This window comes from Streptomyces sp. NPDC059142 (genome assembly GCF_042755665.1).
Classification (GTDB): Bacteria; Actinomycetota; Actinomycetes; order Streptomycetales; family Streptomycetaceae; genus Streptomyces.
Map to the genome: position 1 here is coordinate 1 of NZ_JBHZDA010000050.1, position 23,354 is coordinate 23,354.

Annotated in this window: 16 protein-coding genes; 4 read left to right on the top strand and 12 right to left on the bottom strand. The window is 69.5% G+C overall.

The window, feature by feature from the left end:
• Positions 1-325: 325 nt before the first annotated feature.
• Entirely contained in the window at positions 326-943 is a 618-nt protein-coding gene (locus tag ACFXPK_RS19190) for a GNAT family N-acetyltransferase (protein ID WP_385004362.1), read from the top strand.
• A gap of 128 nt (positions 944-1,071) precedes the next feature.
• Here ACFXPK_RS19190 and trxA read toward each other — a convergent pair whose 3' ends face one another.
• From trxA to ACFXPK_RS19225, 7 genes are all read right to left on the bottom strand, one after another.
• Complete coding sequence (trxA, locus tag ACFXPK_RS19195; protein WP_385004364.1) at positions 1,072-1,401, bottom strand: thioredoxin; 330 nt, start codon at positions 1,399-1,401, stop codon at positions 1,072-1,074.
• 44 nt (positions 1,402-1,445) lie between these two features.
• The gene (gene trxB, locus ACFXPK_RS19200) at positions 1,446-2,417 is read right to left on the bottom strand and encodes a thioredoxin-disulfide reductase (RefSeq protein ID WP_385004366.1); all 972 of its coding nucleotides are present in this window, start codon (positions 2,415-2,417) and stop codon (positions 1,446-1,448) included.
• 120 nt (positions 2,418-2,537) lie between these two features.
• Positions 2,538-3,545, bottom strand: coding sequence for a hypothetical protein (locus ACFXPK_RS19205; protein ID WP_385076895.1), 1,008 nt, complete (start codon positions 3,543-3,545; stop codon positions 2,538-2,540).
• Complete coding sequence (sigM, locus tag ACFXPK_RS19210) at positions 3,542-4,246, bottom strand: RNA polymerase sigma factor SigM (protein ID WP_385076897.1); 705 nt, start codon at positions 4,244-4,246, stop codon at positions 3,542-3,544. Before sigM ends, ACFXPK_RS19205 begins: the two co-directional genes overlap by 4 nt.
• A gap of 26 nt (positions 4,247-4,272) precedes the next feature.
• A complete protein-coding gene (locus ACFXPK_RS19215; RefSeq protein WP_385004372.1) occupies positions 4,273-5,988 on the bottom strand; it encodes a protein kinase family protein in 1,716 nt (571 codons plus the stop codon).
• 119 nt (positions 5,989-6,107) lie between these two features.
• Entirely contained in the window at positions 6,108-8,249 is a 2,142-nt protein-coding gene (gene murJ / locus ACFXPK_RS19220) for a murein biosynthesis integral membrane protein MurJ (RefSeq protein WP_385004374.1), read from the bottom strand.
• Positions 8,250-8,294: 45 nt separating this feature from the next.
• Positions 8,295-10,847 (bottom strand): DUF6049 family protein, encoded by a 2,553-nt coding sequence (locus ACFXPK_RS19225; protein WP_385076900.1) that lies wholly within the window; start codon positions 10,845-10,847, stop codon positions 8,295-8,297.
• A gap of 208 nt (positions 10,848-11,055) precedes the next feature.
• On the opposite strand from ACFXPK_RS19225, the gene ACFXPK_RS19230 reads away from it, so the two are divergent.
• A complete protein-coding gene (locus ACFXPK_RS19230) occupies positions 11,056-12,522 on the top strand; it encodes a CCA tRNA nucleotidyltransferase (protein WP_385004378.1) in 1,467 nt (488 codons plus the stop codon).
• On the opposite strand, the gene ACFXPK_RS19235 is transcribed toward ACFXPK_RS19230, so the two are convergent.
• From ACFXPK_RS19235 to ACFXPK_RS19245, 3 genes are all read right to left on the bottom strand, one after another.
• Complete coding sequence (locus ACFXPK_RS19235) at positions 12,494-13,861, bottom strand: MFS transporter (RefSeq protein WP_385076903.1); 1,368 nt, start codon at positions 13,859-13,861, stop codon at positions 12,494-12,496. The genes ACFXPK_RS19230 and ACFXPK_RS19235 overlap by 29 nt on opposite strands.
• 145 nt (positions 13,862-14,006) lie before the next feature.
• Positions 14,007-15,089, bottom strand: a complete 1,083-nt coding sequence (locus ACFXPK_RS19240) for an inositol-3-phosphate synthase (RefSeq protein WP_384994244.1) — start codon at positions 15,087-15,089, stop codon at positions 14,007-14,009.
• A 60-nt stretch (positions 15,090-15,149) separates the two neighbouring features.
• Complete coding sequence (locus tag ACFXPK_RS19245; RefSeq protein ID WP_384994242.1) at positions 15,150-15,860, bottom strand: helix-turn-helix transcriptional regulator; 711 nt, start codon at positions 15,858-15,860, stop codon at positions 15,150-15,152.
• Positions 15,861-16,240: 380 nt separating this feature from the next.
• Between ACFXPK_RS19245 and ACFXPK_RS19250 the strand changes: the two genes are divergently transcribed.
• Together ACFXPK_RS19250 and ACFXPK_RS19255 are read left to right on the top strand one after the other, a co-directional pair.
• The gene (locus tag ACFXPK_RS19250) at positions 16,241-18,916 is read left to right on the top strand and encodes a transglycosylase domain-containing protein (RefSeq protein ID WP_384994240.1); all 2,676 of its coding nucleotides are present in this window, start codon (positions 16,241-16,243) and stop codon (positions 18,914-18,916) included.
• Positions 18,917-19,115: 199 nt separating this feature from the next.
• On the top strand, positions 19,116-20,636 hold the full coding sequence (locus ACFXPK_RS19255) for a glycosyltransferase family 87 protein (protein WP_385076908.1): 1,521 nt from the start codon (positions 19,116-19,118) through the stop codon (positions 20,634-20,636).
• Positions 20,637-20,796: 160 nt separating this feature from the next.
• On the opposite strand, the gene ACFXPK_RS19260 is transcribed toward ACFXPK_RS19255, so the two are convergent.
• Together ACFXPK_RS19260 and ACFXPK_RS19265 are read right to left on the bottom strand one after the other, a co-directional pair.
• A complete protein-coding gene (locus ACFXPK_RS19260) occupies positions 20,797-21,828 on the bottom strand; it encodes an alanine racemase (RefSeq protein WP_384994235.1) in 1,032 nt (343 codons plus the stop codon).
• A gap of 146 nt (positions 21,829-21,974) precedes the next feature.
• Positions 21,975-23,093, bottom strand: coding sequence for a lipid II:glycine glycyltransferase FemX (locus tag ACFXPK_RS19265; protein WP_384994233.1), 1,119 nt, complete (start codon positions 23,091-23,093; stop codon positions 21,975-21,977).
• Positions 23,094-23,354: the final 261 nt, after the last annotated feature.

Sequence of the window (23,354 nt, forward strand, 5' to 3'; positions counted from 1 at the left end):
GGGTGGGGTGGTGTTCTTGCTCTCTCTCCCCCTGGGGGGTGGGGGGGTTGGGTGCCTTCTCCCCCCCACCGACCACCGCCCTTTGCGATCCCGCGGTGTCCCGGGCATCTCTGGGTGGATACGATGCGTTCTGGTAGGGCGCATCCACCCTGAGCCACCGCAGAGGGAGAACGAGAACCATGCGATCGGTGAGCCGCGGCCAACTGGTGTCTGCCGGACTGGGGATCAGCGTGCTCGGTGGCTTTGTCGGCGCTCTGCTCCGGGAACGGGGCGCGCTGACGGGCGCTCAGGGCGCGGCAGGGGAAAGAAGTGAGGAACAGCCTCCATGGGGCGTCGGCTCGTACCGCTCACGCTGGACAACCTTTCGGACCTCCCCCATCGCTGCCGTACGTGTGTCTTCTGGGAACTTGATCCGGTCAGCGGTGAAGCCGCGGTAGGAGCGGGCCGGGCGGAGGCGGAGAAAGAGGCGTGGATCTCGGCCGTCCTGCTGGAGTGGGGCTCCTGCGGACGCATCGTCTTCATCGATGATCTGCCGGTCGGCTTCGTCCTGTACGCGCCCCCGGCCTATGTGCCCCGCTCCCTGGCCTTCCCCACGAGCCCGGTCTCCCCGGACGCCGTCCAGTTGATGACGGCCTGGGTGATGCCCGGCTACCAGGGGCAGGGGCTCGGGCGGGTGATGGTGCAGACCGTGGCGAAGGATCTGCTGCGGCGGGACTTCAAGGCCATCGAGGCGTTCGGCGACAGCCGCTGGAAAGAGCCGGCCTGTGTGCTGCCCGCCGACCATCTCACCGCGGTGGGCTTCAAAACGGTCCGCCCGCACACGCGGTACCCCCGACTGCGGCTGGAGCTGCGCACCACGCTCTCGTGGAAGGAAGACGTGGAGCTGGCGCTCGACCGGCTCCTGGGCGCGGTGAAGAAGGAACCGGCGCTGCGACCGCTCTGATGGCCCTGACGCCCTGACCTTCTGTGGCGGGTGGCGGAGAGTCGAACGGAGAACGGGTCCGTCCCCCGAGTGGGGGACGGACCCGTTTCACGTGAAACATCGTGCGTCTGCCGACGCCCGGGGCGGTGTCAGCCGATGTAGTCGTCGAGGTCGCGCACGAGCGCGGCCTTGGACTTGGCGCCGACGATCGTCTTGACGACCTCGCCACCCTGGTAGACGTTCAGGGTCGGGATGGACATGACCCCGTACTTCGCGGCCGTGGCCGGGTTCTCGTCGATGTTGAGCTTGACGATCTCGATCTTGTCGCCGTGCTCGGCGGCGATGGCCTCCAGCGACGGGGCGATCTGGCGGCACGGTCCGCACCAGGCGGCCCAGAAGTCCACCAGAACGGGCTTACCGCTCTTGAGAACGTCTTCGTCGAAAGAACCGTCGGTCACATGCTTCAGGTCGCCGGCCACGGCGGCCTCCTTACGGGTTGAGGGGTGAGGATGGGGAGTGCTGGTCAGACAGCGGGGGTCTTCTCCGGCTCGGCGTTCTCGCTGTCGCTCAGCGCGGCGAGGAAACGCTCGGCGTCGAGGGCTGCGGAACAGCCGGTGCCCGCGGCGGTGATCGCCTGGCGGTAGGTGTGGTCCACCACATCGCCCGCGCCGAAGACGCCCGGGAGGTTGGTCCGCGTCGACGGAGCGGCCACGGTCAGGTAGCCCTCCCCGTCCAGGTCGAGCTGGCCCTTGAACAGCTCGGTCCGCGGGTCGTGGCCCACCGCGATGAACAGTCCGGTCACCGCGAGCGGCGAGGTCTCGCCGGTCTTCGTGTTGCGCAGGGTCAGCCCGGAGAGCTTCTGCTCGCCATGGATCTCGGCGACCTCGCTGTCCCAGGCGAACTTGATCTTCGGGTCGGCGAAGGCGCGCTCCTGCATGGCCTTGGAGGCGCGCAGGGTGTCCCGGCGGTGGACGATCGTGACGGACTTGGCGAAGCGCGAGAGGAAGGTGGCTTCCTCCATCGCGGTGTCCCCGCCGCCGATCACGGCGATGTCCTGGTCCTTGAAGAAGAAGCCGTCACAGGTGGCGCACCATGAGACGCCGCGGCCGGAGAGCGTGTCCTCGTTGGCCAGGCCGAGCTTGCGGTGCTGGGAGCCCGTCGTGACGATCACGGCCTTGGCCCGGTGCACGGTGCCCACGGTGTCGGTGACCGTCTTGATGTCACCGGTGAGGTCGACCGAGATGACATCGTCCGGGACCAGCTCGGCGCCGAAGCGCTCTGCCTGGGCCCGCATGTTGTCCATGAGGTCCGGGCCCATGATGCCGTCGCGGAAGCCCGGGAAGTTCTCCACATCGGTGGTGTTCATCAGCGCACCACCGGCGGTGACGGCGCCCTCGAAGACCAGCGGCTTCAGTGATGCGCGCGCGGTGTACAGCGCGGCCGTATAGCCGGCGGGCCCGGAGCCGATGATGATCACATTACGGACGTCGCTCACGGGTTTCTTCCTCGTCTCTGCAGACTGCACTACTGGGGCCGGATCAACGACTTTCACCCCATCCAACGGATCCTACGGGTCCCGCATTCCCGAGGTCTCCCGGCTCGGCGCGAGGGCGCGTCAGCGGCGGAGGTAGGCGTGCGTCAGCAGGACGGTTCCGTCGGACGAGGGAGCGCTCTTCACGCAGGTCGCGTCGACCACATAGACCTGGACCCGAGTGGTGTCGTCCGAGTGGGGCAGTACGACGAGATAGGCGTCGCTTCCCTCGTAGGTGCCCCGCTCCGCGGCCAGCGCCGACAGGTTGCTGCCGATCCCCCGCTGGATACAGGCCGGGACGGTGGGCTCGGGCGTGAGCAGAGGAGAGTTCGAGGCTCCGCCCCGGTCGCCCTCCATGGAGCGTGGCCGGCCTGCCTTGGTCTCGCTCTCGGTCCCGGCGTCGGCGCCGGAGGCCAGCAGAGTGTCCACGCGGTCCTGGAGCCGTGTGTCGGAGAACAGCTCGCCGTCGCTCGCCGCGGAGCTGGCGGTCTTGGAGGCTTCACTTTCGCCGGAGCCCGAGGAGTGGAGCGGCGGGAGCAGCAGCGCACCGATGCCCACGAACGCCGTTCCGAAGACGGCACCCAGGACAGCGGTACGGCGACGGCGCAGCCGGGACCGTCCGCCACGACCGGGCCCGGTGGCCGCCTTCGGCCGCCCGGCGGGGCGGTCGGTCCGTACGGTCTCCGGCGTTGCCACCGGCGCGGTGGCCGGGGACGGCGGCTCGGACACAGGCGATGTTTCACGTGAAACATCGGAGTCCGGGGTCTCGTCCGCCGCCGGTGCGGGCGCCGGGGCCGTGGTGGCCTCATCGGGTGCTGTGGACTCATCCGATGTGGTCGCGTCGAGGAGCGCCTCAGCGGCGAGTGCGGCGTCGATACGCTCCGCGACATCGGTGGGCATCCGCGGGGGCCCCGGCAGGGTTCCCAGCAGCCCCCTGATCTCCTCAAGGGAGTCGTGGACGTCGGAGCAGAGCGCGCACCCGTCGAGATGGAGCCGGAGATCCGTGCTGCGGGCCGGTGGCAGCAGGCCCTCGGCAAGGTCGGAGATCTCCGAGACATCCGGATGCTGAGCGGTGTCGGTCGTAGATGTCATGCGCGCCCACCTCCGCCCTTCACTCCAGCAGGATCGCTCGACCCTGAATCTTTTGGTCCCGATGCCGGTGGGACGGATGCCCGCGGCGTCCGGTTCCTTCCCCGCTCGGAACCGCTGTTATCCCTGGTGCCCCCGCGTAGATGGGTGAGCAGAGGGAGGAGTCTGGCCCGGCCTCGCGCACAGCGGCTCTTCACGGTGCCGGTGGGCACCCCCAGCACGGCGGCGGCCTCCGCCACGGGGTAGCCCTGCATGTCGACGAGGATCAGTGCGGCCCGCTGGTCGGCGGGGAGCGTGGCCAGTGCCGCCAGCAGCTCCCGGTGGAGGTCCTGCCGCTCGGCGGGCGCCTCGGCCGACTCGTGGGGTTCGAGGAGCTGCTCCAGCCGCTCGGTGTCGTCCACGGGGGAGGTCCGGCGCGAGGCCGCCTTGCGCGCCCGGTCGAGGCAGGCGTTGACCGTGATGCGGTGCAGCCAGGTGGTGACGGCGGACTGCCCGCGGAAGGTGTGCGCGGCCCGGAAGGCCGAGACGAGGGCGTCCTGCACGGCGTCGGCCGCCTCCTCCCGGTCCCCGAGAGTACGCAGGGCAACGGCCCAGAGCCGGTCCCGATGGCGCCGTACCAGCTCGCCGAAGGCCCGGGGGTGGCCCGTGACATGAGCGCTCAGCAGGTCCTGGTCGCTCAAGTCGCCCAGTGCGGCGTCGTCCAACGCTGAGCCCCCTCCCCTGTCTCCGGTCAGCCGGTGATCTGGATCTCCGAGATGCCCCCGCGGAAACGGCTGGCGGATCCGTCCTGCGGCAGCTCGGTGATGTGGATCAATACGTACCGGGTCCGGACAGGCTTGTCGAGGGTGGTCTTCACCGTGCTTCCCACCTCCTCCAGCTTGGTGAGCCGCTGGGAGAAGTCCGAGAGCGACGTCGGGTTCGACGCATCCGCGTCGGCGGCCAGCACTTCGGCCTTCTGGCCGGAGCGGTACATACGGATGTCGAGACCGGACACGTCCTTCACGCTGCCGAGGTCCACGACGATTCCGCTGCCCTCCGTATGGCCGGGGAGGTTACCGAAATTGGGGTAGTTCCAGTACTGCTTGGTGATCCAGGCGGTACCGCTGTCGCCGTCGACGGCGTTCGCCGCCAGCTCCGGCCTTATCCCGGACCCCTCGGGCATGAACTCCGCCGCGCTGTCGATCTTGAGCGGCTTGGCGGGTTTCACGGCTTTGTCGCTGCCCCCGGTGCTGGTCTGTGTGGGCGTGGTGTCGGACGCGCCGCGGTCCTTGTCGAGGAGCTGGTCGGCCACCTGCCAGCTCGCCAGGCCCAGGGTGGCGATGAGGAGCGCGGCGACGGTCCACTTGAGGGCCTTGCCGGTACGGCTCTGGAGCGGGGGCGGCGGCGCCAGCACCGGCGTCGGAGACGTCACCCCGGCACCCGCCTGGGTACGCCCGTAGGTGCCCTGCTGGTAGGTGGTGCGCTGGTACTCCGGCGGTGCCGCGAACGTGGGCTCCGGCGGCCGGATCCGGGGCATCTCCGCGACCGCGGCGGCCAGCTCGTCCGGCGTGGTGCACGGCGGGTCCTGGCGGGAGGCGGTGGCCCCGTCGTTGACCAGGGCCCGCATCGTGAGTTCGGAGAGACCTCGGTGGACGCCGGCGCGTACCTGGTCGGGGGCGATCAGTCCGACCCCCTTGGGGAGGCCGGAGAGGCCGTGGGCGTCGCTCTCGTACGGCCAGCGCTGGGTGAGCGCCGCGTACAGGAGCGCGCCGATCGCCTCGGTGTCGGTGCGCTGGGGCCGGTCGGCGCGGATACCGCGCAGGGCGGCGTTCACGGCGAGACCCCGGATCCGGTACTGCCCGGTCGAGGTCCGCAGGACGGCGCCGGGCGTCAGCCGCAGATGGGCCAGCCCCTCGCGGTGCGCGGCGGCCATCGCCTGGGAGACCTGGCTGACGAGCTGGTACGCCTCATGGGCCTCCAGAGGGCCCGCGGCGAGCAGTGCGGTCAGCTCGACGGCGTCCGGCAGCCATTCGTGGACGACGTAGACGAGGTCGCCCTCCTCGACGGCGTCCAGGACCTGGACGAAGCGGGGGTCGCCGAGCAGTGCGGCGGAGCGCGCGGCGGCCAGGACGGAACGGGCCCGCGCGTGGTCGGCGGGCAGGAGGTGCACGCCCACGGCGCGGCGCAGTTTCTCGTCGACGGCACGCCAACTGCTGAAACCGTCCAGACGGGTGACGCACTCCTCCAGGCGGTAGCGTCTGGCAAGTCTGTGGCCGCTGTGGAGTTCGGGCGCCGCGCCGCCCGCCTCGGTGCCCTGCCGGTCACTGCCCGTGTCGGCGGAGGACCGTTCCGCCGTGTCCGGGGCCTTCGCCAACCCGTCGGTCGTGGCCTTGTCCGCCTTGGCGGTCAACGGCTCATCGCCGCTGTCGCCGGCCACGTCGACGGCAGCCGTGCTACGTTCCGCCACCGTCGCTCCTGCCTCCCCATCCATTGCGCCCTGTTCAACAGCCAAGCCAATTGTGCCCACAGTCGGACGCTATGCACGACACGCGGCAGCCGGTGATGGTTGTACCCGGCCGTGCCGCGTCACCGTCCGAGACGGCCTCGCACCATGCCGACCATGGCGTTCATCTCCTCGATCCGCATCTTCTTCGCCGCGACGAAGAAGAGCCCCAGCAGCACGATGCCGCCACCGATCAGAGCGACGATCGAGGCGAGGGCGGTGCTGCCCAGACCTTCCAGCACGAAGTAGGCCACCGCGCCGGCAGCGAGGGCGCCGGGCACGGACGCCAGGCAGAGCCGCGCGTACGTCCGCAGGACGCGTCCGCCGTCCAGATCGCCGCCGAGCCGCTTCTTCAGCCGGCGCCAGGCCACGCCGACACCGACCGCGTAGGCCAGCCCGTACGCCGCGGCCATGCCGACCACGGCCCAGCGCGCCGGCAGCAGGACATAGGCGAGGGCGGAGGCCGCCGCGTTGACCGCGGCGACGATCACCGTGTTGTAGAAGGGCGTCCTGGTGTCCTCGTAGGCGTAGAAGCCGCGCAGGACGACGTACTGCACGGAGTACGGGATGAGCCCGAGGGCGAACGCCATCAGGATGAAGCCCATGGACCGCGCCGACTCCAGGCCGCTGGAGGAGAACATCAGGACGGAGAGCGGGACACCGAGGGCGAGGAAGCCGAAGGCGATCGGGACGATCGCGACCGCGGAGTTGCGCAGCCCCTGGGAGATGTCGTCGCGGACCGCGCCCGGGTCGCCGTCGCTGGCGGCGCGGGAGATCCGGGGCAGCAGGGCGGCCATGACCGAGACGGTGATGATGGCCTGCGGCATGCCCCAGATGAGCTGGGCGTTGCTGTAGGCCAGGATGCCCGCGCCGTCCGTGCCGGACGCCTTGCCCGCGGCGGTGGCGAGCTGGGTGACGACCAGGACACCCGCCTGGTTGGCGAGGACGAACAGGACGGTCCACTTCGCGAGCCTGACCGTCTTGCCGAGCCCGTGGCCCTTCCAGTCGAAGCGGGGGCGGAAGCGGAAGCCGGTCTCCCGGAGGTAGGGGATCATCGCGAGCGCCTGGACGACGAGGCCGAGGAGCGTACCGATGCCCAGCAGCCGCACGCCGTCCGGCGGGATCGTCTGTACGGTCATACCGGAGTCGGCGGCGGTGCCGTACACCCAGATGAACAGCCCGAACGTGGTGATCATGACGATGTTGTTGAGGACCGGGGTCCACATCATCGCGCCGAACTTCCCGCGCGCGTTGAGGATCTGGCCCATGACGACGTGCACACCCATGAAGAAGATCGTGGGCAGGCAGTAGCGGGCGAAGGTGACGGCCACGTTGTTGGCGGCGGCGTCGCTGGCGATCGGGTCCGACATCGCCTGGACGAGCAGAGGCGCCGCGAACACGGCCAGTGCCACGATCGCGCCGAGCGCGACCATCACCAGGGTCAGCAGCCGGTTGGCGTACGCGATGCCACCGTCGTCGTCGTTCTTCATCGCCCGCACGAGCTGCGGTACGAAGACGGAGTTCAGACCGCCACCGACGGTGAGGATGTAGATCATCGTCGGCAGGGTGTAGGCGACGGTGAACGAGTCACCGAGGAGCGCCGCGCCCAGCGCTGCCGTGATCACCAGGCTCCGTACGAAGCCGGTGAGCCGGGACACCAGTGTGCCCGCGGCCATCAGCGCGCTGGACTTCAGCAGACCGGCGGCCTTGCCGCCCGACTTCTTCGCGGGCGCCGCCGCCGGAACCGCCTCGGGCTCCGGCGCCGCCACGGCCTGCGCCGTGGACTGCTGGTCCCGGTAGAGATGGGCGAACGCGTCCGGCGCGGGGCTCTCGTCGGCGGCCCGGGTGACCAGGTCGTCGACGCCGGTGAACTGGGTGGTCCGCGCGTCGTCCCCGTACGGCAGAAGCCGGGAGGGGCCCGAGGGCTCGGGTGGCGGCGTCTGCGCCCAGACCCGCGGATCGGGCGGGGGCTGCTGGGCGTGCGGCTGCCGGTACAGGTCCTGGCGGTCCGGATAGGTGCCCGGAGGCGGCGGAGGGTGCGAGGCGCGGTCGTACAGCGCCTCGGTCACCGGATCCTGTGCGGACAGGTCCTGGGCCCAGTAGGGGTCCTGTGCGTAGGCGTCCTGGACATACGGGTCCTGGGCAGGTGGCTGAGGCGGCGGGACCTGGCCTGCCGGATCGCCGCCCGTGCCCGGCCCACGGTCACCGTCGTACGGCGCGTTCATGGTTACCCCACCTCATCGTCCCCGGCCGACCGGCCACGACATCGCTCAACGGTCCACTTTCTCACCCACGCCCGACGCGTCCGCGCTTTCCGGACCGGTGTCCGGTGTCGGGTCACTCGGCTGCCCGGGATCTGTGTCCTCGACGGCCTTCGTGCCGGCCGTGTTCTTCGTGCCGTGCGCCGCCCCGGAGGAGTCCGGGCCGGCTCCACCGGGCCCGGCGGAGCCCGGCGTCGTCCGGGAGTCCGATGCCGGAGCGTCCGGTCCTGGGGAGCCCGGTCCGGTGGCGCCCGGCCCTGGGGCGTCCGCGTTTGTGTCTCCCCGACCGCCTCGGTCGCCGTCGTCGTTGCCGTCGCCCGGGCCGTCGTCGCCGCTCTCGCCGTCGTCGCCGCCGTCCGCGGGGCCGGCGCCCGCCTTACGGGCCACGGCCCGCTTGCGCTGGCTATACATCTTCACCCCGGCGAGGACCAGCAGGAGCACACCGCCCGCGATGACGAGCATCACGGTGGGCGTGATCTCCGAGACCTTCACCTGGAAGGTCATCGGACCGCCGTACAGCTTGCCGTCCACCGTGTAGAGCTGGGCGGTCACCTGCACGGGCCCGTTGGCGTTGCCCGCGCCGGTGAACTTCACCGACTGGCTGTGCCCGCCGTCGATCTTGATCGGGCGTTCCGCTACGGCCAGATCACCGTCGAGCTTCAACCGGGTCGGGTTGTCGGACTTCAGCCGCAGCACCAGGTTCTGGACGCCCTGGAGCAGCTGGTTCTGGACGGTCACCGGGATCGTCGCGCTGCGCCCGGAGAGGGTGAGCACGGACTTGGGGATGAGCCGTACCTCGTCCGTGAGGCTCTGCAGATAGGTGTCGACCGTGTTCCGGTACTGCGCGGCACCGTCCGGGTCGCCGCGCCACGACGTCGACATCGCCCGGCTGATCGCGTTGCCGAAGGGGGCGGCGACCCGGTCCGGCGAAGTGAGGATGGCCTTGAACTTGTCGAAGCGGTCCTGCGTCTTCTTGATGTCGAGGAACGTCTGGGTCGGCAGTTCCTGGGCGCGCAGCTTCTTCGGGTAGTGGGAGGCGCCGGGCACCTTCGTGGTGGCGTCGGCGTCCGGGCCGACCGCCGCGGCCGCCATCAGGTCCGTCGGCTCGGTCCAGCGCTCGGGCTCCAGGTCGCGCAGCGCGCGCGCCATCGACTGGGCCTGGGCGGCTGTGGGCGTCCGCTGCGGGGCCACGACGACATTGCGCTCGTTGTCGGGCTCCTGGAGCGTCACCGCCAGCGACTGGGCGAGGAACCGCTGGACGGCGAGGGTGGAGCTGCTCGACGTCGACATGTCGCCCTGGAAGGCGGTCGAGAGCCGGTAGTCCGCGACGACGGCCGTCGTGCCGCCACCGATCGGCCGCGCGGCGTTCGGGGTGTACGCGAGGTTGTCCTGGAGACTGTCGCTGCGGGTGATGACCTTGTGGGCGCCCGCCGAGGTCGCCACATCCACGATCGACGGGTCGATCGCGCCGTCGACCGGCCAGGCGAAGTCCACGGACGGCTTGACGTGGAGGATGGTCTCCACCGTGTCGTCGGCCACGTCGGTGGCCGGCTGGAGGTGGCTGAGGGCGCCGGAGACGCCCTTGCCGCGGTGGGCGAGCGAGGCCAGGTCCGGATCGGCGAACGGCAGCGCGACGACCTTGCCGTCCTTGACCGCCTTCTCCAGCGAGTCGAGCCACTTGATCGCCACGGCCTGGTTACGGCCCGGCACCGTCGTGTCACCGCTTCTGACGCTGTAGTTCCTGGTCATGGCATCGGCGGTGGCGATCAGATCGGGATCGATCACCCAGGTCACCGGAAGCCGGCTGCCCAGGGAGACCAGCTGCTCCAGCCGTCCGCCGGGCGCCAGCTCCTCGGCCAGCTCGTCGTTCTCGAAGACCGGTGTCTGCTGATCGTCCGGCCCGGTCTCCGCGGAGAGATGCGTGGTCGAGATCAGCGGCCACAAGGCGGTGAGCTGGGTCTTCTTGCTCGTCCCGTCGGGCTGCCAGGGGAGGAAAGTGCGCTGGATCCCCAGCACCTGGTCGTACGGGGCGGCCGAGGTCTTCCCCGTCACCGAGACGCCGAGCTGGTACACCCCGTCCTCGTCGAGCCCCAGCTTGCCGACCGGGACGGAGAGGGCGAAGTCCTGCGGGATCCCGGCCGGGAGCTTCGGCAGGACGACCTTGTACGGTCCGCCGATCGGAGCCACGTCACCCGAGACCCCGGAGCGTGCCGCGGCGTCGTCGATGGCGGTCCGGCCGGCCATCCTCGGCCCTACCCGCAGATCCACCTGCGCGTTGTTGACGGTGCCCTTGCCCTCGTTGGTCACGGTCCCCGAGATGGTGAGCGTGTCGCCCTTCACCGGAGCGCTGGGCGCGAGTGTGTCGAGCGCCACACGGACCGAACGGCTCCCGGTGGCGCCGGTGGCTCCGGGAGACTCGGTCGCGGCATGGGCCGCGGGAGCCGCCGTACCGGCCAGCAGACTCGCCATGAGCGGTACCCCGGCGAGAACGGAGGCTGTGCGCCGCAGCCATCGGCGGGCAGCGCAATGGCCCGTCCCCTGGAAGTCTGCCGCCTCGGCCACGCGCTCGCCCGTCCCGTCATCGTCTGCTGCCGTTGGTGGTTGTCGGTTGCTGCGTCCACGCATGGTAACGATGTGCGCTGTGGCGAAGTGCTGGGGACTGCTCCACATGATCGGAAGAATCTCATGCACTGCCGGAAACCCGTGAATCGGCGGGGGGAGCCCGAAACGGGGACGACCGGATGAGTCACGGCACGTACCCTTTTCTGTTGTGCCGAAAGCCAATGAAGACAACCCCAGTGCACTCAGCCAGGTGCAGCACCGCGCGGTCAGCGAACTGCTGCGGGTGTCCCCCGTCGCCGACGATCTCGCCCGCCGTTTCCAGGAAGCCGGTTTCGGTCTCGCGCTGGTCGGAGGCTCGGTCAGGGACGCCCTGCTGGGCAGGCTCGGCAACGACCTGGACTTCACCACCGATGCCCGCCCCGAGGACGTCCTGAGGATCGTGCGGCCCTGGGCGGACGCCGTGTGGGAGGTGGGGATCGCCTTCGGGACGGTCGGCTGCCAGAAGGACGCCCGGGTCGGCGACGTGGACCAGCGTTTCCAGATCGAGGTCACCACGTACCGCTCGGAAGCCTACGACCGTACGTCGCGCAAACCCGAGGTGTCCTACGGCGACTCCATCGAGGAAGATCTCGTCCGCCGGGACTTCACGGTCAACGCGATGGCTGTGGCCCTGCCGCAGAAGGAGTTCATCGACCCGCACGGCGGGCTGGAGGACCTCGCGGCCCAGGTGCTGCGCACACCGGGCACCCCGCAGGAGTCCTTCTCCGACGATCCGCTGCGGATGCTGCGGGCCGCCCGGTTCGCCGCGCAGTTGGACTTCACGGTGGCGCCGGATGTCGTCGCGGCCATGAAGGACATGTCCGCACGGATCGAGATCGTCTCCGCCGAGCGGGTCCGGGACGAGCTGAACAAGCTGGTCCTCGCCGCCCGCCCGCGCCAGGGGCTCGCGCTGCTCGTCGACACCGGGCTCGCCGAGCGGATCCTGCCCGAGCTGCCGGCGCTGCGGCTGGAGAGCGACGAGCACCACCGCCACAAGGATGTCTACGAGCACTCGCTGACCGTTCTGGAGCAGGCCATCGACCTGGAGGAGGACGGCCCGGACCTGGTGCTGCGGCTGGCCGCCCTTCTGCACGACATCGGCAAGCCCCGCACCCGGCGCTTCGAGAAGGACGGCCGGGTCTCCTTCCACCACCACGAGATGGTGGGCGCGAAGATGACCAAGAAGAGGATGACCGCGCTCAAGTACTCCAACGAGATGGTGAAGGACGTCTCCCGCCTGGTCGAGCTGCATCTGCGCTTCCACGGCTACGGGACGGGCGAGTGGACCGATTCGGCGGTACGGCGGTACGTACGCGACGCGGGCCCGCTGCTGAGCCGGCTCCACAAGCTGACCCGCTCCGACTGCACCACCCGCAACAAGCGCAAGGCGAACGCGCTCTCCCGTGCCTACGACGGGCTGGAAGAGCGCATCGCCCAGCTCCAGGAGCAGGAGGAGCTCGACGCGATCCGGCCGGACCTGGACGGCAACCAGATCATGGAGATCCTGGGGGTCGGCCCCGGGCCGGTGATCGGCACGGCGTACACCTTCCTGCTGGAGCTGCGGCTGGAGAACGGCCCCATGGACAAGGACGCCGCCGTCTCCGCCCTCAAGGAGTGGTGGGCGGCGCAGAACTGATCGCGGCGGGGGGGGGGGGGGTGGTTTGTGAAAACAAAACACCCCCCCCCCCCCCCAACCCCGGGCGGGCGTTGTTACAGGACAAACCCCCCCTCCCGCGCGTCAGGCCTGTCGCGACAGCCGCGTAGAGCAGCGCCACCATCATCACCAGCGGCGCGGACCGGCCGTCCGGCGGCAGCATCAGCGCGGCCACCCCGGCGGCGCCCACGAAGGCGACATTGAAGAGAACGTCGTAGAGGGAGAAGACCCGGCCGCGGAAGTCGTCGTCCACCGTCGTCTGCACCACGGTGTCGGTCGCGATCTTCGCTCCCTGGGTGATCAGGCCGAGAAGGAACGCGGCGACCATCAGCGGTACGGGCGCGAACGGCAGCCCGAGCGCCGGTTCGAGCAGAGCCGCCGTCGTGGCGCAGAGCGCCATCCATCCCCGCGCGCCGAACCGGCCCACGGCCCACGGGGTGAGGAGCGCCGCCGCGAAGAACCCCGCCCCGGAGATTCCGAGGGCGAGCCCGAGCAGCGCCAGTCCGTCGGACTCGCGGTCCGTCCACGCGTAGCGGCAGAGCATCAGCACCATCACCGTCAGCGCCCCGTAGCAGAAGCGCATCACCGTCATGGCGGCCAGCGCGCCCGCCGCCGCGCGCCGCTCGGCGAGATGGCGCAGTCCGTCGGCGAGCCCGTGCGCGGTGGAGGCGAGCGAGGCGCCCAGCCGGGGCCGTACGGGAGCGTGCTCGGGTCCGAGCAGTTCGCGCGCCAGCAGCAGTGAGGTGAGCGCCGAGGAGATGTAGAGGGCGGCGCCCAGCAGCATCACGGCCGCGTCCGAGCCGGACGCGGTCAGCCGCACGACGAGGGCGAGTCCGCCGCCCGCGGTCGCGGCGAGGGTGCCGGCGGTGGGGGAGAGCGAGTTGGCCAGGACGAGGCGCTCGTCGTCGACGACCCGGGGCAGGGCGGCCGAGAGCCCGGCGAGCACGAACCGGTTGACGGCGGTCACGGAGAGCGCCGAGACGTAGAAGAGCCAGTCGGGCACGGACGCCAGGATCAGCAGGGCCGTGCACCCGGCCAGCAGGGCGCGCAGCAGGTTCCCGTACAGGAAGACCTGGCGGCGCTGCCAGCGGTCGAGGAGCACCCCGGCGAACGGGCCGACCAGCGAGTAGGGAAGCAGCAGTACGGCCATCGCGGAGGCGATGGCGGCGGGCGAGGTCTGTTTCTCGGGAGAGAAGACGACGTACGCGGCGAGCGCGACCTGGAAGACACCGTCGGCGGCCTGGGAGAGCAGCCGGACCGCGAACAGCCGGCGGAAGTCCCTGAGACGGAGCAGCACGCGCAGATCCCGTACGACAGGCATGTGGGCCAGCGTCACATACGGCCCTGCGGCGCCTGCGGGAGGGGCTTATGTGAGAGGGGCACCGGACCTGATGGCCCGGTGCCCCTTCTCGTACGGTCCGCCGTGCGGAGCGCGACCGCCGCGGCCGCTCCGGCCGGTGCGGGTGTTAGCGCTCGACCTCGCCGGCGATGAACTTCTCGACGTTCTCACGCGCCTGGTCGTCGAAGTACTGCACGGGCGGGGACTTCATGAAGTACGACGACGCGGAGAGGATCGGGCCGCCGATGCCGCGGTCCTTGGCGATCTTCGCGGCGCGCACGGCGTCGATGATGACGCCCGCGGAGTTCGGGGAGTCCCAGACCTCCAGCTTGTACTCCAGGTTCAGCGGGACGTCGCCGAAGGCGCGGCCCTCAAGGCGGACGTACGCCCACTTGCGGTCGTCGAGCCAGGCCACGTAGTCCGACGGGCCGATGTGCACGTTGTCGGCGCCCAGGTCGCGGTCGGGGATCTGGGAGGTGACGGCCTGCGTCTTGGAGATCTTCTTCGACTCCAGGCGCTCGCGCTCCAGCATGTTCTTGAAGTCCATGTTGCCGCCGACGTTGAGCTGCATCGTGCGGTCCAGGACGACGCCCCGGTCCTCGAAGAGCTTCGCCATGACGCGGTGCGTGATCGTGGCGCCGACCTGCGACTTGATGTCGTCACCGACGATCGGGACGCCGGCCTCGGTGAACTTGTCCGCCCACTCCTTCGTGCCGGCGATGAAGACCGGGAGGGCGTTGACGAAGGCGACCTTGGCGTCGATGGCGCACTGCGCGTAGTACTTCGCGGCATCGTCGGAGCCCACGGGCAGGTAGCAGACCAGGACGTCGACCTGCTTGTCCTTGAGGGTCTGGACGATGTCCGCGGGGGCCTCGGGGGACTCCTCGATCGTCTGGCGGTAGTACTTGCCGAGACCGTCGAGCGTGTGGCCGCGCTGGACCGTGACGCCCGCGGAGGGCACGTCACAGATCTTGATGGTGTTGTTCTCGCTGGCGCCGATGGCGTCCGAGAGGTCGAGGCCGACCTTCTTCGCGTCCACGTCGAACGCGGCCACGAACTCGATGTCCCGTACGTGGTAATCACCGAACTGGACGTGCATCAGACCCGGTACCTTGCCCGCCGGGTCGGCGTCCTTGTAGTACTCGACACCCTGCACCAGCGAGGCGGCGCAGTTGCCCACACCGACGATGGCTACGCGAACCGAACCCATTGCGGTTGCTCCCTGTGTGATCTCAGTGGTTCGTGGTGAAACCCTGCGGAGGTGCAGGGCTCACTTGGTGGGGTCCGCGGACGGATCCGGCGGTCCTGGACGTCCCGGGGGCGTACCCCCGGGAGACGCGGCGTCCCGGTGCCGGGGCAGGCCGTCCGCTTCTCCGGCTTCCTGCGCGGCGGGTTCCTCGGGGCCGGACCGCATCTGATCCCGCCCTGCCCGCTCACTCTCGATCAGCTCGTTCAGCCAGCGCACCTCGCGCTCCACGGACTCCATGCCGTGACGCTGCAGCTCAAGGGTGTAGTCGTCGAGCCGTTCGCGGGTACGGGCCAGAGAGGCGCGCATCTTCTCCAGACGCTCCTCCAGCCTGCTCCGGCGGCCCTCCAGCACCCGCATACGCACATCGCGCTCCGTCTGCCCGAAGAAGGCGAACCGAGCAGCGAAGTGCTCGTCCTCCCAGGCGTCGGGGCCGGTGTGCGACAGCAGCTCCTCGAAGTGCTCCTTGCCGTCGGCCGTCAGCCGATAAACGATCTTGGCTCGGCGCCCCGCGAGGGAGGCGGCGAGCGCGTCCTCCGGGGCACTGCCCGGTTCCTCGATCAACCAGCCGTTGGCGACCAGCGTCTTGAGGCAGGGATAGAGCGTTCCGTAACTGAAGGCGCGGAAGATCCCCAGCGAGGTGTTGAGCCGTTTCCGCAGCTCATAGCCGTGCATGGGGGACTCGCGGAGCAGGCCGAGGACAGCGAACTCAAGAATGCCCGAGCGTCTGCTCACCCTCGCCTCCTCCACGGTCCGGGACGCCGTCCCTGACGCTTATGCCGAAACGATGTATCGACTCGATACATCCCGACGATAGATCGGAGAGGCGATGGGGACAAGGGTGGCTTTAGTGAACGGCGTCACATCCCCGATTCTCATGATGCAACTTGCCTGATTTAGGGTGAACTTCAGCTCTCGGAGGGTTTTGACCGTGCGTAGTCTGTGCGGCATGCAGACCACCGGGAACCCAGCGACGTCCGAGCACGTCAAGACTGTCGGTTCATCGGATGCATGTCGGATGAGCCCTATGCCGGGCCGGTCCGTATTCATTTCGGGGGACCGGAACCCAACTGCCGCTTCCAGGCGTACGCGCCTGCCCGAGGAGTAGTCGTTCGATGAGCGAGCACCGTCGCAAAACGCCGCAGCCACCAGGTGGCGGCCGTGCCGCGTCCAGGCGTGCGGCCCAGCAGCCGTCCGGTCGCCGTGCAGCACCGTCACGCGAGACCGCGGTCTCGCATGCCGAGGGGTACGAGGAGGAGCCCGTCTACGGCGGGCGCGCCGAGGCCAGACGCGCGGCCCAGCGCGGTGGACGCCGACGCGGGGCCGACGGCGGTGGTTCGGGCCAGGGCGGAGGTGGCGGCCGGCGCGGAGGCGGCGGAGCCGGAGACGATGAACCGCGCAAGAAGCGGTTCATCGACTACCCGCGGTACAACAAGTACGGCTGGCGCCGCTGGGTGCCCTCCTGGAAGCAGACCACCGGACTCGGCATCGCCTTCGTCGGATCCATCCTGGCCGCCGGGACCATCGCGTACGCCATGGTCGAGGTCCCCGACGTCCAGAAGGCGTCGGAGGCCCAGAAGAACGTCTACTACTGGGACGACGGCAGCCAGATGGCCGCCGCCGACGGCGCGGTCAACCGGCAGATCATCAACATCTCCGAGATCCCCAGGGCCATGCAGGACGCGGTCGTCTCGGCCGAGAACAAGACCTTCTGGGACGACCCCGGCGTCGACTTCAAGGGCATGGGCCGCGCCGTGTTCAACATGGCGATGGGCGGCGACACCCAGGGTGGCTCCACCATCACCCAGCAGTACGTCAAGAACGCCCGGCTGGGCGACCAGAGCCAGACCTTCAGCCGTAAGTTCAAGGAACTCTTCATCTCCATGCGGGTCGGCACGGACATGAAGAAGGAAAAGATCATGGAGGGGTACCTCAACACGTCGTACTACGGACGCAACTCCTGGGGCATCCAGGCCGCGGCCCGTACGTACTACGGCAAGGACGCCAAGGAACTCGACGCGAGCCAGTGCGCCTTCCTCGCCGCGCTGCTCAAGGGCGCGACCCTCTACGACCCGGCCGGTGCCCCCGAGCTCAATCCGAACGCCACCCCCGAGGCCAACAAGCGGCGGGCCGAGATCCGCTGGAAGTCGATCCTCGACGGAATGGTGCAGGACAAGCTCCTCGACGCGGGCGAGCGCGCCAAGTACACCGAGTTCCCGATGCCGGACCCGCCGAAGAAGTCCGGTGACCTCGGCGGACAGGTCGGGTACCTCGTCGACCTCGCCAAGGCGAACTTCATCAACAACAACGACCGGGAGATCACGGCCGACGACCTCACCGCGGGCGGCTACGAGATCCACACGACCTTCAACAAGAAGAAGGTCGAGATGCTGGAGAAGTCGGTCAAGAAGGTCTACGACGCCAACATCGACCCCGAGAAGCGTCCGGAGACCGACACGCACGTCCAGTTCGGCGGCGCCTCGGTCGAGCCGTCCAGCGGGAAGATCGTCGCGATCTACGGTGGCGAGGACGCCACCAAGCACTTCACCAACAACGCCGACCAGACCGGTGCCCAGGTCGGATCGACCTTCAAGCCGTTCGTCCTCGCCGCGGCCATGGAACACGGCAAGCGCGACCCGAATCTGCCCGCGCAGCAGAGCGACGAGCAGCGCACCCCGGTCTCGCCCGACAAGGCCATCTACAACGGCGACGACAAGCTGAAGATCAAGCAGTACGACGGTTCGATCTGGACCAACGAAGAGGGCAAGGAGTGGCTCCAGACCAACGACGGCGGCGAGGACTTCGGCGACATCAACCTGCGTAAGGCCATGAAGCGGTCGGCCAACTCGCCCTTCGTCCAGCTCGGCATGGACGTCGGGATCGACCAGGTGCGCCAGGCGGCCATCAACGCGGGTCTGCTCCCCGGCTCTCTCAGCAAGTCCAACGTTCCGTCGTTCTCGCTGGGTATCTCCGACCCGAGCGCCATCCGGATGGCCAGCTCCTACGCCACCTTCGCCGCCAGCGGCAAGCAGCGTGACCCGTACTCCGTCGACAAGGTGCTGAAGGGCGGCGAGGTCATCTACCAGCACAAGGCGACGGCGACGGCCGCCTTCCCCTCCAATGTCGCGGACAACGTCACCGATGTGCTGACGGACGTCGTGAAGGACGGCGGTACGGGAAGCAGCGCCCAGCTCCCCGGCCGTGACGTCGCCGGCAAGACCGGCACCACCGACGGCAACAAGTCGGCCTGGTTCGTGGGTTACACCCCGCAGCTCTCCACGGCCATCGACATGTACCGGATGGACGACGACGCGAAGAACACGAAGCGTCAGTTCGAGAAGATGTTCGGCACCGGTGGCCAGAAGAAGATCCACGGCGCCTCGTTCCCGGCCGACATCTGGCAGGACTACATGTCGCAGGCGCTCAAGGGGAAGCCCGTCGAGAGGTTCCCCAAGCCCGAGCCCATCGGCGAGGCGGTCTACGGAGGCGGCGCCGCGTCCCCGTCCCCGACCCCGTCCGACAGTCCCTCGCCGACCGAGTCGGACAGCCCTTCGGCGACCCCGACCGAGAGCGAGAGCGAGAAGACGCCGACGCAGAGCCCTCCGGATGACACCGAGACCTGCAACAGCATCTTCGGCTGCGCCAACCAGGGCAACAACAACCAGGGCAACGGCAACGGCGGGCCCGGCGGGGGCGGACCCGGCGGGGGCGGTGACGGCGGGGAGAGCACCTCGCCCTCACCGTCCAGCGAGGAATCCCAGGACGAGGGAGGCGGAGGCATCTTCGGCTGACACGCCGGAGACACTCCGGCACCCGAAGCCGCCGCAGGCCGCCGCACAGGCCGCCTCCTCCAAGGCCGAGAGGCCGTAGCTCCACCCGCGAGGGCCGTCGCACCCGCCCCGTACGGACACCCGTACGGGCGGTGCGGCGGCCCTCGCGCTTGTCCACAGCCCCGCCCCGCCCACAGCGGCATACGGCAGGATGGACGCCATGCCGAGCGCAGAAGAGAAAACCGTGCACCAGGACCCGCCGGACGTCGCGCCCACCCGGCGGGACGAGATCGCCGCGGCCGGCAGCGAGCTGATCGGCGGACCGGCCGGGCGCTGGGCCTGGCCGGGCAGCGGCCGGCTCTCCCCCGTACGCGTCGTCGCACTGGTGGCGATCGGCATGTTCGCACTCGGCATGGTGCAGAAGATGCCCTGCTACAACTGGGCCTGGTTCCGCGGAGCCAGCTCCCAGTACACCCACGCCTGCTACTCGGACATCCCGCACCTCTTCATCGGGCGCGGCTTCGCCGACAACCTCGTGCCGTACTTCGACCGGCTCAGCGGCGACATGCAGTACCTGGAGTACCCCGTCCTGACCGGCCTCTTCATGGAGGCCGCCTCCTGGCTCACCCCCGGGGGCTCCCTCCAGTACCGCGAGCAGATGTACTGGATGGTCAACGCGGGCATGCTCATGATCTGCGCCGTCGTCATCGCCGTCTGCGTCGCCCGCACCCACCGCCGCCGCCCCTGGGACGCCCTCCTGGTCGCCCTGGCGCCCGCTCTGGCCCTCACCGCCACCATCAACTGGGACCTGCTGGCCGTCGCGCTCACCGCCGCCGCCATGCTGATGTGGTCCCGCGGCCGCGCGCTCGCCTTCGGCATCCTCATCGGGCTCGCCACCGCCGCCAAGCTCTACCCGGTACTCCTGCTGGGGCCGCTGTTCGTCCTGTGCTGGCGTGCCGGACGCTACCGCGCGTACGGGACGGCCCTCCTGGGAGCCGCCGCCTCCTGGCTGGCGGTGAACCTGCCCGTGATGCTGCTCGCCCCCGAGGGGTGGAAGAAGTTCTACACCTTCAGCCAGGAGCGGCAGATCGACTTCGGCTCCTTCTGGCTGATCATCACCCAGCGCACCGGCCGCTCCATCGAGGTCAGCACCGTCAACACCTGGGCCATGATCCTCATGGTGCTGGCCTGCGCGGGTATCGGCGCCCTCGCCCTGACCGCGCCCCGCCGGCCGCGTTTCGCGCAGCTCGCCTTCCTCGTCGTCGCCGCGTTCATTCTGACCAACAAGGTCTACTCGCCGCAGTACGTCCTCTGGCTCATCCCGCTCGCCGCCCTGGCCCGGCCCCGCTGGCGCGACTTCCTCGTCTGGCAGGCGTGCGAGGTCATGTACTACCTCGGCATCTGGATGTACCTCGCGTACACGACCAGCGGTGACGCCCACAAGGGCCTGCCCACCGAGGGCTACCAGCTCGCCATCGCCCTGCACCTGCTCGGCACGCTCTACCTGTGCGCCCTGGTCGTACGGGACATCCTGCTGCCAGAACGGGACGGGGTCCGCACCGACGGCACGGACGACCCCTCCGGCGGCGTCCTGGACGGCGCGGAGGACCGCTTCGTGCTCGGCAGGAGCGCACCGGAGCCCGCCGGCGCACCCGCCACCCACTTCGGCGGCGTCAGGCTCGAATGGGGCGTCCGCAAGAGCCTGCCGCCCGCCCAGGAGCGATCCCCCGACTTCGGCTGACCACCGACTCCCGGCGGCCACGGACTCCGGTCGGTCACCGGCTCCGGGCGGTCACCGGCTCCGGTCGGTCACCCCGGGAAACGACGGAAGGCTCCCCTCGCGTGCGGACGCGGGGGGAGCCTTCGGCGTTACGGGTGCCGGCGCGGGGCCAGGGGGAGGGTCAGCGGTCCACGATCCGGTCGAACTGCGTCGTCGTGTGGCGCAGATGCGCCACCAGCTCGTCCCCGACCCTGGGCTCCTGCGCGTCCGACGGGACGAAGAGGATCGACACCTGCATGTGCGGCGGCTCCGCGAACCAGCGCTGCTTACCGTCCCAGACGAACGGCGACAGATTCCGGTTCACCGTGGCCAGACCCGCCCGCGCGACGCCCTTGGCCCGCGGCATCACGCCGTGCAGCGCCTTCGGGGCCTCCAGACCCACCCCGTGCGACGTACCCCCGGCCACGACCACCAGCCAGCCGTCGGACGCCGCCTTCTGCTGCCGGTAACCGAACCGGTCGCCCTTGGCGACCCGCGTCACGTCCAGCACCGAACCCCGGTACTCGGTCGCCTCGTGGTCGCCCAGCCACAGCCGCGTGCCGATCCGCGCGCGGAACCGCGTCTGCGGGAACTGCTGCTGGAGCCGCGCCAGCTCGGACGCCGCGAGATGGCTCACGAACATCGTGTGCAGCGGAAGCCGCGCCGCGCGCAGCCGGTCCATCCACGCGATGACTTCCTCGACCGCGTCGGAGCCGTCCGTACGGTCCAGCGGGAGGTGCAGGGCGAAGCCCTCCAGCCGTACGTCCTCTATGGCGGCGTGGAGCTGACCCAGCTCCTCCTCCTTCACCCCGTGCCGCTTCATCGAGCTCATGCACTCGATGACCACACGGGCGCCCACCAGGGCGTACACGCCGTCCACGGACGAGACCGAGCGCACCACCCGGTCCGGCAGCGGCACCGGCTCCTCTCCCCGCCGGAACGGGGTGAGGACCAGCAGATCGCCGCTGAACCAGTCCTTTATGCGCGCGGCTTCGTAGATCGTGCCCACAGCCAGCATGTCGGAACCGAAACGCGTGGTCTCGTCGGAGAGCCGCTCGTGACTGAAGCCGTAGCCATTGCCCTTGCAGACGGGGACGAGCCCCGGGAACTGCTCGATGACCGACTTCTGGTGCGCCCGCCAGCGCGCGGTGTCGACGTAGAGGGAGAGCGCCATTGCCGGTCCGGAACCTTTCTCTCGGCTGCGGTGTATCAGATTTCTGCGGTGTACAAGAATATGAATCGTGGTGCGGATCGGGACGGCCCTACCAGAAGGATCCGCCCCGTGCCGCCGCCGGAAACCTCCGGCGGTCCGTCAATCGGTCAGCGGCGCGACATGTACATGTCGAGCGCCTTGTGGAGCAGCTTGTTCAGCGGGAAATCCCACTCGCCGATGTACTCGACGGCCTCGCCGCCCGTGCCCACCTTGAACTGAATCAGACCGAAGAGGTGATCGGTCTCGTCGAGGGAATCGGAGATACCCCGCAGGTCGTACACCGTCGCGCCCATCGCGTACGCGTCCCGCAGCATCCGCCACTGCATCGCGTTCGACGGCCGTACCTCACGCTTGTGATTCGCCGAAGCACCGTACGAATACCAGACATGACCACCGACGATCAGCATCGTCGCCGCCGCCACGTTCTCACCCTCGTGACGCGCGAAATACAGGCGCATCCGATTCGGGTCCTCGGCGTTCAGCACACTCCACATACGCTCGAAGTACGACAGCGGCCGCGGCCGGAAATGGTCACGCTCCGCCGTGATCTCGTACAACCGCTGCCACTCCGCGAGATCCCCGTAACTGCCCTGCACCACATCGACGCCGGCCTTCTCGGCCTTCTTGATATTACGGCGCCAAAGCTGATTGAAACCCTTCAGTACATCGTCCAGCGAACGATTTGCCAAAGGCACCTGGAAGACATAACGCGGCTGTACGTCGCCGAATCCCGCGCCCCCGTCCTCACCCTGCTGCCAGCCCATCTTGCGCAGCCGGTCCGAGACCTCGAAAGCGCGCGGCTCGATGTGCGACGCCTCCACGTCACGCAGCCGCTTCACATCCGGATCCTGAATACCCGACTTGATCGCCGCCGCGTTCCACCGCCGGATCACCACCGGAGGGCCCATCTTCACCGAGAAAGCACCCTGGTGCTTCAGATGGGCCAGCATCGGCTGAAGCCACTCGTCCAGATTCGGCGCGTACCAATTCAGCACCGGACCCTCGGGCAGATACGCCAGATACCGCTTGATCTTCGGCAGCTGCCGGTACAGCACCAGTCCCGCGCCGACCAGTTCATTGTTCTTGTCGAACCAGCCCAGGTTCTCGGAGCGCCACTCCGTCTTCACATCAGCCCACGCCGGGACCTGGCAATGACTCGCCGCGGGCAGGCTCTGGATATACGCCAGATGCTGCTCACGGCTGATGGTCCTCAGGGTCAGAGTCATACGGGGCGCTCCTCGGCAGGTGTGTCCCCATCGATACAGGGGCTCCGGCTCTCGCGCCGAAGCCTACTGCGCCGATGGAGCGCCCCGTCTGGCCGTCGGCCGAGCCGACGGGGATGGCCGGGGCCCGACCCTCGGCACGGGCCCCGGCGCGGGGGGGGGGGGGGGGGGCCCCCGCCCGCCCCCCCCCCCCCCCCCCAGACCCCCCCCCCGCCACGCGCCACCGGCCCCCCCGAGCGGAGACACAGAAGCCGCCCACCCCCC